Origin of the sequence: Mycobacterium sp. UM_WGJ (assembly GCF_000455125.1) — a bacterium.
Classification (GTDB): domain Bacteria; phylum Actinomycetota; class Actinomycetes; order Mycobacteriales; family Mycobacteriaceae; genus Mycobacterium.
Genome location: NZ_AUWR01000068.1, coordinates 1 through 13,312, shown reverse-complemented (window position 1 = coordinate 13,312; position 13,312 = coordinate 1). Strand labels below are relative to the sequence as shown.

Annotated in this window: 4 protein-coding genes, 1 tRNA gene and 2 pseudogenes; 3 read left to right on the top strand and 4 right to left on the bottom strand. The window is 71.3% G+C overall.

The genetic code is table 11. From position 1 onward, the window contains the following. A partial coding sequence (locus N416_RS0118535) for a MarR family winged helix-turn-helix transcriptional regulator (protein WP_155943402.1) occupies positions 1-577 on the bottom strand: 577 nt, incomplete at its 3' end. Between the two features lie 642 nt (positions 578-1,219). After that, positions 1,220-1,765, bottom strand: coding sequence for a MarR family winged helix-turn-helix transcriptional regulator (locus N416_RS0118525; RefSeq protein ID WP_024443594.1), 546 nt, complete (start codon positions 1,763-1,765; stop codon positions 1,220-1,222). Between the two features lie 129 nt (positions 1,766-1,894). Between N416_RS0118525 and N416_RS22840 the strand changes: the two are divergent. After that, positions 1,895-2,877: pseudogene (locus tag N416_RS22840) on the top strand (helix-turn-helix domain-containing protein). Between the two features lie 21 nt (positions 2,878-2,898). On the opposite strand, the gene N416_RS0118510 reads toward N416_RS22840, so the two are convergent. Next, positions 2,899-2,988, bottom strand: a tRNA-Ser gene (locus tag N416_RS0118510). Positions 2,989-3,056: 68 nt separating this feature from the next. Here N416_RS0118510 and N416_RS0118505 point away from each other — a divergent pair. Together N416_RS0118505 and N416_RS0118500 are read left to right on the top strand one after the other, a co-directional pair. Further along, the gene (locus N416_RS0118505; protein WP_036458567.1) at positions 3,057-4,025 is read left to right on the top strand and encodes an NAD(P)H-quinone oxidoreductase; all 969 of its coding nucleotides are present in this window, start codon (positions 3,057-3,059) and stop codon (positions 4,023-4,025) included. A 201-nt stretch (positions 4,026-4,226) separates the two neighbouring features. After that, positions 4,227-4,859, top strand: coding sequence for a GNAT family N-acetyltransferase (locus N416_RS0118500; protein ID WP_024443592.1), 633 nt, complete (start codon positions 4,227-4,229; stop codon positions 4,857-4,859). A 139-nt stretch (positions 4,860-4,998) separates the two neighbouring features. Here N416_RS0118500 and N416_RS24310 read toward each other — a convergent pair. Continuing rightward, positions 4,999-13,308, bottom strand: a pseudogene (locus tag N416_RS24310) (hypothetical protein); the annotation flags it as partial. Positions 13,309-13,312 lie beyond the last annotated feature (4 nt).

The following is a 13,312-nucleotide window of genomic DNA, read 5'->3' as shown; positions in this document are numbered from 1 at the left end:
CCCCAGGGGACTTACCCGGCAAAGGCAACGGCAACGAAGCAGTGATCTGATGGCAACTTGCGCCCAGTGCGAGCATTTGCTGGCGAGACATTTGGTTCACGTACAGCCTGCGAATCTCTTGCGCGTAGGTCCTGCGGGCCGCCGCCGCTCGCGTCCGGCCGTCGGCGGTGATCTCGGCCCGTACTCCGCGACCGTCGCCCGTGATGCGAGCGCGACGGAGGAGCCCCCGCGTCTCCAATCGGCGGGCGAGCCATGTCACCCTGCTGCGGCGCAGCATCAAAAGCTCGGCGAGTTCGCTCATGCGGGCGGACCCCCTGTCGGATTTGGCGAGTACGTCCAGTAACCGTAGCTCGAACAGGTCGAGCTGATGCCGGCTGGCCAGAGCCTGATTCAGCTCAGCCAACACACCCATCGATGACTCCACAAACTGTTGCCAGGCACTTTGCTCGATCTCATCGAGCCCCTGCAGCCACATCTTCGGTGGTCTTGCACCCGTCTCCTCCACGGCGGGCGACGGTACCGAACTGCGGCCAAGAAAGGCCGCGGAAATCGCGGCGGACCTCATCACGTCGCTCACATGAGTGCCATTCCCCAGCGGCCCGCTATGTCCGCCGGACTATCATCTGCGCTGCTCTGAGGTGTTTTGCGCTCAGTGCAGCAAACTTCGAGATGCTACGTCGTTGGTTCAAGCGGAAACTAACTCGCCGGTAACAATGAGAACTCGTTCTAGCGGCCCTTCAGCATAGCTGTAGTCGGTCATATCCAGTATACCTGCTGAATAATGACATTTATATCTTACACGGTGATTAGCTGCATATCCTAGTAATAGAACGTGTAACAGTGGACCGCGCTAGAGTTCCGTCGGCTCCATCGAGGGCTTCACGAGCAAAACCGCTTTACGCCAGTTGCACCAACGGCGCAGCCATCCAAGCGCCGATGAATACCGCCCACAACCAACACGCGGCGAAGTCTTGCATGCGGTGGAGTTTCAGGCCTGATGCCGACCGGCCACGACCCGCTCTCGCGAGTTGTTGGGGCAAGGCGGGCCTGTCGGTAGTGGTCAACGAGTGGCCGGGCGGGCTCGACGTTCCCGTCACTGCTGGAACGATGCGCGGCCCGCCCGACGATCATCGCAGCCTCAAAGCCACGGTCGCCCAATCGCCCTGGCGAGGCTGCCCAATGCTGCAACTGCACGCCGCCGGAACACGCTTTCAGCGGATCAGTTCGGTTTGCTGGGCGGCTCGTCGCGCGAAGCTCGCGAGACGAACAGCATCGAGCCGGAACGATCCAAACCCACGTTGATCCGGCGACAGTTCTCCTCAAGGGTGGCAAGCTGACGCCGCGACAACGGGCTGATGAGGTAGGTCTTAACCCCCCGCGCGTAGTCGAGGCCGGCGTCCGCCGCCACACGTCGACCCGCGTCGGTGATCCTAGCCACCACCCCACGGCGATCCTTGGGATTCTGCTCTCTTCGCACCAGGCCACGCTCCTGAAGCCGATGAATCCGCTTGGTCATGTGATGCGCATTGGCCGCCAGAGCAGCCGCCAAGTCACCCATCCGCACGGCGCCGTTATCGGAATCGCCAAGGATGTCCAGCACCCGCATGTCGATGAGCGACAGCTGATGGGCCTCGGTGAGCCAGCGGTCCATCGCGGCATGAAACCTCAGCGCCGCATGCAGGTAGTTCTGCCACGATCGCTGTTCGGCGATGTCGAGGCCGGGAAGGTCACTGGCGGTTCGGCGACGAGACGGCGGAGGCGGCATACGTCAAGTCAACCGCATTTCGCAACATTACTCCACTGACGTGGACCGACCCGCTTGAAGCATCTGATCACTACGCTGGTCGATGAGTCGCGTCATAGGTGACAGTCCTGGGTCAGGTCCAAAACGCGTGTGGCCGTCCTGGAAGTCCTCAGCGGAAACCTGTCGGTGACCGCCGCAGCCCGCACCTACGGGATCTGGCGCCAACACCTCTACCGACTGCTGGCCCGCTACCGAACCGGGGGCCTCGACGCCCTCGAACCCCGCTCCCGACGCCCGGCCAGCAACCCCCGCAGAACCTCCGATGACGTCATCGCCGCCGTCGTCCTACGCCGCGAAAAACTCACCGCCGAAGGCCTCGACGCCGGCCCCCTCACCCTGCAAGACCACCTGGCCCGCCAACACCTACCGGTGCCATCGACTTCCACCATCCGGCGCATCCTGCACCACCACGGCCTGATCCCCCCAACCCCGCATACGCCCCCGCAGCGCATATCACCGGTTCGCCGCCGAACAACCCAACGAATGCTGGCAATCAGACTTCACCCACTGGAGCCTCGCTGATGGCACCGACACCGAAATCCTCAACTGGCTCGACGACCACTCCCGCTACCTCCTCGCGTGCACCGCCCACCACCGCGTCGGTGGACCCGACGTCGTCGACACCTTCACCGCAACCAGCCTCGAATTCGGGTTCCCGCAGCAACTTTGACCGACAACGGTTCGGCCAATTCCTCACCGTCTACAACACCGAGCGCCCACACCGCGCCCACCCGCACCACCTCTTAGAGCAGGCCTACCTCGCCCGCCCCAAAGCCACCCCCGGCAACCAACCCAGCACCGCCATCCGGCTACGCAGCGACATCGTCGACCACTACGGCAAACTCACCCTGCGCCACGGCAGCCGCCTACACCACCTCGGCATCGGCCGCGGCCACGCCAGCACACCCGCACTCATCCTGGTCACCGCCACCACCGTCACCGTCATCACCAAAACCGGCCACCACATCATCGCCAGCCACCACATCGACCCCGACCACCACTACTGGCCCAACAAACAGAAAAACCCGGCAAAAGCCGGGGCAATCCGTAACGATGACGCGACTCATGTGTAACCCATGACCCGACTCATCACATGGCGGTGGCGGAGGGATTTGAACCCCCGGACGGTGTTAGCCGTCTCTCGCTTTCAAGGCGAGTGCATTAGGCCGCTCTGCCACGCCACCGCGGAAAATCGTACCCCGGCCAATCCGATACACGTGGCCCACCTCGGCCCGGTAGTAGCGTGTCCGACATGCGTGCCATCGTCGCCGAGTCCCCCGACGTCCTCACCTGGCGAGAGGTCCCTGACATCGCGCCGGCTGCGGGCGAGGTGCTGATTCGAGTAGCCGCGGCCGGGGTGAACCGGGCCGATCTGCTGCAGGCTGCAGGGCTGTACCCACCCCCACCGGGGGCCAGCGAAACGCTAGGCCTGGAGGCCTCCGGCGTTATCGCGGCGGTGGGCGACGAAGTATCGGATTGGACCGCCGGACAACAGGTCTGCGCCCTACTGGCCGGTGGCGGCTATGCCGAGTACGTCGCGGTTCCCGCCCCCCAGGTATTGCCGATCCCCGACGGTGTCGACCTGGTGGATGCTGCCGGCCTGCCCGAGGTGGCCTGCACGGTCTGGTCGAACCTGGTACTCACGGCCGGCCTGTCGGAGGGCCAGCTCCTGCTGGTGCACGGTGGCGCCAGCGGGGTGGGCAGCCACGCTATTCAGGTGGCACGCCAACTCGGGGCCTGGGTGGCCGTCACCGCCGGTTCAGAGGCCAAGCTGGCGTTCTGCCGCGAACTGGGTGCCGAGATCGCCGTCAACTATCACGACGACGACTTCGTGGCGCGAGTGCGCGAGGCCGGCGGTGCCGACGTGATTCTGGACATCATGGGGGCCGCCTACCTGGACCGCAACATCGACGCGCTGGCCAACGACGGCCGGTTGGTGGTGATCGGGATGCAAGGCGGGGTGAAGGGCGAACTCAACTTGGGCAAACTGATCTCCAAACGTGCCCGGGTGATCGGTACGGCCCTACGTGGGCGGCCAGTGGAGGGGCCCCAGAGTAAGGGCGCGGTGGTCGCCGCGGTGACCACCGACCTCTGGCCGATGATCGGCACCGGTCAGATCAAGCCGGTGATCGGGGCTCGGCTGCCTATCGAGCAGGCGGCCGAAGCGCATCGGTTGCTGTCCTCGGGTGAGGTGACCGGAAAGGTTGTGCTGACGCTTTAGGCGCCGAACGTGCGTGGTGGCATCGGCCTGAAAACCCAGCCACTCTTTCAGGCGCCAGAGCACATATTCGGCGCTGATCTTCGTCCGGCAACGTAGCATCATTGGCGTGCCAATTGTTGGCGGCGCCGCCGTCAACGGATTTCCAGGAGGAATGTTCATGGTTACCGAAACCGGAGCGGCTACAACGGATTCGGGTGCGCTATGAGTGCGCAGATGCCGCGGCAACGGGTTGGTCTGAGCGACTACATTCTCTCGGTTCCGCCGCCTCCGCTGCCGAAGTTCCCAGAGCCGTACAGCGTGCGTTTCGCCGACCAGCCCGGCGACGCGGAGATGATCTCCGAGTGGATGAACCGGCCGCACCTGGCCGACACGTGGGGCTACGCCTATCCGGCAGACCAATGGCAGCGGCACTTGGATATCCAGTTCGCGGGCAACTACTCCCGGCCCTATGTCTTCAACATGAACGGGCGGCCGATGGGCTACATGGAGTTGTTCCGGGTTGCCCAAGATGACCTCGCCACGATTTATGACGCTCATCCCTATGACGTCGGCCTGCACGCGGCGATCGCTGAGATCGACATGGTCGAGCACGGTCACGGCGCGATCATGTTCCGCGGGTTCGTGGAGAGCGTGTTTGAGATCGAACCGGAGTGCCGGCGAATTCTCGGCGACACCAACGCGGGCGACGGCTCGTACGGGCGCCGGTTCTGGGAGCGACGTGGGGGGACGTTCCTGGGCGAGCACTACATGGCCAAGTGGGATCAGCACATCGCACTGTTCGCCTGGCTGCGGACCCCGGAAGACCTGCCGCGGAGTCATCAAGACAAGCCATAGGCGCGTCGGCAGATGGGTCGGTGACAGAAGCTTCTGTCACCGACCTTTTTGTTGAAATACGTTGGGCCAGCACCAAATGTACGAATCCCCGGACCCGACACCGAAGTGTCGGACCGGGGATTCGTAGGTACGCGCTGGGTTACGGTGCGCCCGTGCCGCCAGCGCCACCGGCACCGCCCACACCGGCCGGGCCCTTGCCAGCGCCGGCGTTAGTGCCGTTGACACCATTGGCTCCGGGGTTACCGGCGACACCGTCGCCATTGGTTCCGCCGGAACCACCCCGGCCACCGTCGCCGCCAGCGCCCGCCCAGTTGGACTTGCTGGGCCGCGAGGCACCGTTGACGCCGTTGCCGCCCTTGCCGCCCATGCCACCGGAGCCGCCCTGTGCGGTGGTGCCATCGGCGTTGAGGCCGCCTTGACCACCGGTGCCGCCCTGGCCACCGGTACCGCCACTGCCACCGGCGCCACCGCCGCCGGTGCCCTGACCGGCCAGGCCGTTGTAGCCGGCGCCACCGGCGCCACCGTTACCACCGACACCGGCCTTACCGCCGGCACCGCCCTTACCGCCGAAGCCACCCGCACCGTGTTCGCCGGACTTTCCTTCGCCCAGCGCGACACCACCGGCGCCACCCTGGCCGGCCGCACCGCCAACACCGCCGTCGCCGCCCTGGCCGCCCTCGCCGCCGGTACCACCGGTACGGCCGGGCAAGCCGAGGCCACCGGCACCACCGGCACCACCGGTGCCGCCGTTGCCACCGGTGCCACCGCCGCCGCCGATCCCGCCATTACCACCGAGACCGCCCTTGCCGCCGTCACCGGTGAGGGTGCCACCGGCACCACCGACACCGCCGGTGCCGCCCGCTCCACCGGCGTAGCCAGTGGCGCCCTGGACGCCGTCGCCACCGGCCCCACCGGGCATGGAGTTGCCGTTCGGGTCCTTCGGCATGGCGCCCGTGCCGCCGTTCGCGGCCACCGAGGTGTTGTTGCCGGCGTTGCCGCCGTTACCCGCGTTGCCGCCGGTGCCACCGGTGCCGTGCTGGGCGGCCGAACCACCGTTACCGCCGTTACCGCCAGCCGCGCCCGCACCATTGGCCGCGTTGGTACCCGAGGTACCAGCGGCGCCATTGCCACCGTTACCACCGGTGCCACCGTTGCCGTACTCACCGGTCGCGCTACCGCCGACACCGCCGTGGCCACCGGCCTGCGCCAGGCCGCTGCCCAGCACGGTGCCGTTGCCACCGTTGCCACCGGTGCCACCGACCGCGATCGCGCCGCCGGCACCGTCGATACCGCTGTCGGCCTGGGTGGCGCCGTCGCCGCCGAGGCCACCGGCCCCGGCCGCGCCGCCCGCACCCGCGGTGCTGCTGCTGTTGCCGCCCTTACCGCCGGAACCGGCCACCAGGTTCGAGCCACCACCGGCACCGTCGCCACCGCGGCCACCGACACCGGCGTTACCGCCCGCGCCACCGTCGCCACCCGTGGCGCCGAGTCCGTCGGCACCGACATTGCCGTTGGTCGCGGTGCCGCCGGCGCCACCGTTACCGCCGGCGCCGCCTTCACCGCCGGCGCCAGCCGTGCCGGTGGCGTCGCCACCGGTACCGCCGTTGGCCCCGCTGCCGGCCGCGGCATTGGCTCCCGCAGCGCCGTTGGCGGCATTGCCACCGGCACCGCCGTGTCCACCGACACCGCCGTTACCACCGACACCACCGTCACCGGCGATCGAGCCACCGACACCACCGAGGCCGCCATTGCCACCCGCCGTGCCGGACGTGCCGTCGGTGCCGTTGCCGGATCCGTCGGTGATGCCCGCGGAACCGTTGGCACCGGCACCGCCGTCGCCGCCCGCGCCGCCATGACCGATGGTTCCGCCGGCACCACCGTTGCCGCCGTGGCCGCCCTGCTGACCCAGCGCAGCGTTGCCACCGGTACCGCCGTTACCACCGCTGGCACCGAGCTGAGCGCCGTCTTGGCCGTTGTCGGCCGCAGTGCCGTCGCCACCGAGGCCACCGGCACCACCGGTGCCCGCCGTGCCGGCGATACCACCGGCACCACCATTGCCGCCGGATCCGGCGATGGCGTTCACGCCGCCACCGGCACCGCTACCGCCGTTACCACCGTTGGCGCCGTTGCCGGTGTTACCACCGGCGCCGCCCACGCCACCGGCACCAGCCGCACCGACGTCACCGCTGGTCGCCGTACCGCCGGCGCCACCGGCGCCACCGTTACCGCCCGCTCCACCGTCTCCGTTGGTGCTGGTGGCGTCCGCGCCGTCGCCGCCGTTGCCGCCACTGCCTGCGCCGGCATCAGCGCCATTGGCTGCGTTGGCACCGGCGCCACCGTGGCCACCCGCTCCACCGACACCACCGAGGCCGCCGGCGCCACCGTTGCCCGAGGTGGTACCACCGGCACCACCCTCGCCGCCGCTACCGCCATTGCCGCCCGCGGTGCCGGAAGTGCCGTCGCCGAGGCCGTCGGTGATGCCGTTGACACCGGCCGTGCCCGCGCCACCGTTACCGCCGGCACCACCGGTACCGATCGCGCCGGCCGCGCCACCCTTACCGCCGGCGCCACCGTCTTGTGCGCCATCACCGGGCAAGAGCACGCCGTTGCCGCCGTTACCGCCGGCGCCGCCATCACCACCGGAACCGTTGGTTCCGGCCGCGCCGCTGGCCGCCTGCGTACTGCCCTGGCCGATACCACCGGCACCACCGGCGCCACCGAGGTCGCGGTCACCTCCGGTGCCGCCGTCGCCACCGTTGCCGGCCGCAAGGCCACTGCCACCGTCGCCACCGGCACCACCGGTGCCGCCGTTGCCCGCGGCACCGGCGTTACCGCCGGCGCCGCCCACGCCACCTGCGCCGTTGGCCGCGTTACCGCCGATACCACCGGCACCACCGGCGGCTGCGTTACCGCCCTGGCCACCGTTGCCGCCGAGGTCGCCGGCTGCCCCGACAACACCGTTGCCGCCGTTACCGCCGCTGCCGCCCGTACCGCCGGCACCACCGACACCACCGGCGCCGGAGATGGTGCCGCCGGTGCCGCCGTTACCACCGGCACCACCGAAGCCACCGTTGCCGCCGAGGGTCCCGTTGCCGTCGCCACCGGTGAAGCCCACAACGCCGTTGCCGCCGTGACCACCAGCGCCACCGGCACCACCGGTGCCGATCGTGCCAGCCGCACCACCGTTACCGCCGTAGCCACCGGCTTGGCCGGTCACTCCGTCGGCGAGCAGCTGGCCGATGCCACCGGCGCCACCGTTACCGCCGTTGCCGCCGCCGCCGTCGGCACCGATCGCACCGTCCGAACGGTAGGTGACACCGTCACCGTTCAGGCCGCCCTTACCCGCGGCACCACCGACGCCGCGGTCACCGCCGGCGCCACCGTTACCGCCGTGCCCGGCAATGTCGTTGGCTCCGCCGCCGGCGCCCGCACCACCGTGCCCACCGGTGCCTGCGGTACCGGAGGCTCCACCGTTACCGCCGATGCCGCCGCTGCCGTTGAGGCCCGCAGTGCCGTTGGTCGCGGTGCCACCGGCACCGCCATTACCGCCGGCTCCACCGACACCACCGTTACCGCCGTTGCCACCGTTGGTGCCGTCGCCACCGTTGCCACCCGAGCCCGCGGCGGCATCCGCACCCGCCAGGCCCTCGATGCCGGCGCCACCAGCACCACCGTTGCCGCCGGCGCCACCGACGCCGCCCAGACCGCCGTTACCGGAGATCGAGCCGCCCTTACCGCCGCTACCGGCGTTACCACCGGCCGCACCGTTGCCGCCGGTTCCACCGTTGGCCGTGGCAACCGATCCGACCGCACCGGATGCGCCGGCACCACCGTTGCCGCCCGCACCGCCGTTGCCGATGGTTCCGGCGTCACCGCCGTGGCCACCGGCGCCACCGATCTGTGCGGTGCCGTCACCGAGGAGCACACCGGTGCCGCCCTTACCGCCGGCCCCACCGTTGCCGCCCGTGGCCGCGGCGCCCGCGCTGCCGCCGGCTGCCTGACTGGTGTTGGAGGCGTTCCAGCCGCCCACACCCGCCGTGCCCGCCGAGCCACGGTCACCACCGTTGCCACCGTTGCCGCCGGAGCCCGCAACCGAGCCGCTGCCGCCGCCGGCGCCGTCCGCACCGCGGCCACCGTTACCGGCGTTACCGGCGTTACCGGCGTTACCACCGACGCCACCGGCGCCTTCGGTACCGGCCGCACCGTTGCTCGCGCTACCCCCGGCGCCACCGTTGCCACCGGCTCCACCGTTGCCACCGACACCACCGTCACCACCGTCGGTGCCGTCGGCGCCGGACGCTCCGCTACCCGCGGTGACCACCGGGCCGCTGGTGCCATTGGCGCCGTGGCCCGCGTTGCCACCGGCACCACCAGCGCCACCGACACCACCGGCGCCGCCGTCGCCGGCGGCAGTTCCGCCCTGGCCACCCACACCACCGGAACCACCGACACCGCCGTGGGTGCCGTTGGTGCCGTTGCCGTCGATCGCGGTGATACCGGCTGCGCCTTCTGCACCTGCACCACCGGCACCACCGGCACCACCGTTGCCGGCCGTCGCCGCGTTGCCACCCTGGCCACCAGCGCCGCCGCCCTGGCCGATGTCGCTGGCGCCGATCACACCGAGACCGACACCGCCGTTACCGCCGGCGCCACCGTCGGTGCCCAAACCGGCCGCAGCACCGTTGCCGGACGCGCCGTTACCGTCGCTGCCGACACCGCCGACACCCGCGGTGCCGGCCGCGGCACCGTCGGCACCGTTACCACCGTTGCCGCCGGCGCCGGCGTTGGCTCCGCCGCCGCCGCCCAAGCCGGTACCGCCGACACCACCGGCGCCACCGTCGCCACCGGCACCGGCGTCACCACCGACACCACCGACACCTGCGGTCGCTTCACCGCCCGTACCACCGGCACCGCCGGCACCACCGGCCGCGGCGTTACCGCCGTTACCGCCCGCGGTGTCGGCGAGGATCGCGTCAGCGCCCGCACCACCGGCACCACCCTTACCGCCGGCGCCACCGACACCACCGGCGCCGCCGTTGCCGGAGGTGGTTCCGCCGAGACCACCGGTACCGCCGTTACCACCGACGCCGCCGACGTAGCCGTTGGTGCCGTGGCCGTCAACAGCGGTGATGCCGTCGACGGTGGCACCGACGCCACCCGCACCACCGGCGCCGCCGTTGCCGATCGCGGCCGCGCTACCACCAACGCCACCGTTACCGCCGCCCTGGCCGACCCCGCCGGACAGGCCCACGCCGGCGCCGCCCTGGCCGCCGATGCCGCCGTCGCTGGCGATGCCGTCCGGACGAGCGGAGCCATTCGCGCCGTTAGTGGTGCCGGTACCGCCGAGACCGATCTGGCCCGCTGCGGCGCCGAGCGCACCGCTACCGCCGTTACCGCCGTTACCCGCGTTCGCCGCGCCGCCGCCGCCGAGGCCCGTGCCGCCGACGCCGCCGACGCCGCCGTTGCCGCCGATGCCGGCGTTGCCGCCGTTGCCACCGATGCCGTTGGTGGCGGAGCCACCCTGGCCGCCGTTACCGCCCACGCCGCCGGCGCCGGCGTTGCCACCGTTGCCACCGTCGGTGTCGGCCACCGTGGCGTCCGCACCCGCGCCACCGGCGCCACCCTGGGCGCCGACACCGCCGAAGCCACCATCGCCACCGTTGCCCGACGTGCTGCCGCCAGCGCCGCCCTGGCCGCCGTTGCCACCGGCGCCGCCGACGAACCCGTCGGTGCCGTTACCGGTGAGAAGGTCGGTCACACCGTCAATCGTCGCGCCGGCGCCACCGGTGCCACCGTGGCCGCCATTTCCGACCGCGGCCGCGTTACCGCCCTGGCCACCGTTGCCACCGCCCTGGCCGACGCCCAAACCGGTGATCGCGCCGAAGCCGTCGCCACCGCGGCCGCCGTCGGCACCGTCAGCGTTGACACCATCGGTACCCACGGCGCCGGCGTTTCCGCCTACCACACCGAGCCCACCGACTCCGGCATTGCCGGCCTTGCCACCGTTGGCGCCGTCACCACCGTTACCACCGGCGCCCGCGTTGGTGCCGCCGCCGCCGCCAGTGCCCTGGCCGCCGACCGCAGCGATACCGGCGTCGCCACCGCTGCCTGCCGCGCCACCGGCACCGCCGGTAGCCGTCGGGGAGATGCCGCCGGAGCCACCGTTGCCGCCCGCGCCACCGGCACCCGCTGCGCCACCGTTGCCGCCCGCGCCGTCGAGCACGTAGCCATCGTCGGCCGCGCCACCGTTACCACCGGTGCCGCCCTGGCCGCCGGCACCACCGGCACCACCGTTGCCGGAGTTCGCGCCACCGGCGCCGCCGGTACCACCGTGACCGCCGGACGCGCCGTCACCGCCGGCAGTGCCGTCGATCACGACTGTCGTGCCGTGAGCCCCGGATGCGCCGGCACCGCCGTCGCCGCCCGCACCACCCTCGCCGTCGTTGCCGGCCGCACCACCGTTACCACCGGCGCCACCGGCCTGCGCGACGATGCCACCGAGCAGCTCGCCGTCACCGCCCTTACCGCCCGCGCCACCGTTGCCGCCACCACCGGCCGCACCGGTGGCACCGGTAGCAGCCTGAGAGGTGTTGTCCGCGTTCCAACCACCGGCGCCGCCGGCACCAGCGGTGCCGCGGTTACCGCCGTCGCCACCCTTGCCGCCGAAGCCGGCCGTGGCGCCGTTGCCGCCGCCCGCGCCCGCGCCACCGTTACCACCGTTACCGGCGTCACCGGCCGCGCCGCCGAGACCACCCGCGCCGCCGTCACCCTGGACGCCCGCGTTGCCCGCGGCCGCGGTGCCACCGGCACCACCCTGGCCGCCGACACCGCCGGTGCCACCGGTTCCACCGTTACCGGCGTTGACACCGTCGGTACCGTTGCCGCCGCTGCCCGCAGCCGCGTCGATTCCGTTCTCGCCGTCGTAGCCCTTACCGCCGGTACCGCCGGTACCGCCTACGCCGCCCGCGCCGCCGTTACCGCCGTTGCCCGCGAGCGCACCACCGGCGCCACCGACGCCACCCGCGCCACCGGCAGCGCCGGTACCACCGGACAGGCCGTTGCCGTTGAGGTCCGTGGAACCGGTCTGGCCCGTCGCGCCTTGTCCACCGTTACCGCCGTTACCACCGTTACCGACGTCACCGGCGTTGCCGCCGTTACCGCCGGCACCGCCGACCTGGACCGTGCCGTCGCCGAGGACCTGGCCGTCGCCACCGGCGCCACCATCGCCACCGTTGCCGGCCGAACCCGCCACACCCGCGGTACCGTCGGCCGCGTAGGTTGCGCCACCGCTGGAGCCACCGGCACCGGCGTTACCGCCCTGCCCGGCAACCGAGGTGGAGTTACCGCCATTGCCGCCGTTACCGGCTGCTGCGCCCAGGCCGCCGCCGGCACCGGCACCACCGGTACCACCGTTGCCCGCCGCGCCACCGGCGCCACCGTCGCCGCCGATACCGCCGACACCGTGGACACCGGCCAGGCCCTTCGCCGAGGTACCGCCGGCACCACCGGCACCACCGGCGCCACCGTCGCCACCGGTGCCGGCCGTGCCGGCCGCGTCGCCACCGTCACCACCGTTGTTGCCGCTGCCCGCAGCAGCGTCGGCGCCATTGGCACCGTCGGCCGCGTTACCGCCAGCGCCACCGGCCGCGCCGGCACCACCGGCGCCGCCGGCACCACCGTTACCGGCCTGCGCCGAACCGCCAGCACCACCGAGACCACCGGCGCCACCAGCGAGACCACTGGTGCCATCACCGTTGCCATCGGTCTCACCAGCGGTGCCGGCCGCGCCGGCGCCACCGTTACCGCCCGCGCCGCCATTGCCCAAGTTTCCGGCGGCACCACCAGCGCCACCGTTACCACCGCTGCCACCCGCAACGACCGCGTCGGCACCATCACCACCGCGACCACCGTTACCACCCGTGGTCGCCGCCGCACCCGCACTACCGCTACCAGCACCCGCACCAGCGGTACCGGCGTTACCACCGGCGCCACCCGCGCCACCATCAAGGTTCGCGCCGTCGCCGTCAGCACCGGCGCCACCGTTGCCACCGGCACCCGCGGCACCACCATTGCCACCGGCACCCGCGGCGCCGGTGGCACCCGAGGAACCGATCCAACCACCGGCACCACCGGCGCCCGCGTTACCACCAAGGCCACCGGCACCGCCGTTGCCGCCGTTGCCGGCGTCCGTACCGTCGGCACCGGCCAGGATCGCGTCCTCACCGTCACCACCGACACCACCGGCACCACCGTTGGCACCCTGACCACCGGCACCACCCTTACCGCCGGAACCGATCAGCCACGAACCCCGACCACCGGCACCACCGTTACCACCGGCGCCACCGGCGGCACCGTTACCGCCATCAAGGCCGGCAAGACCCATCGCACCAGCAGCACCCACAGCACCATCGCCACCGAGGCCACCGTTGCCACCCACGCCATAGAACAGACCA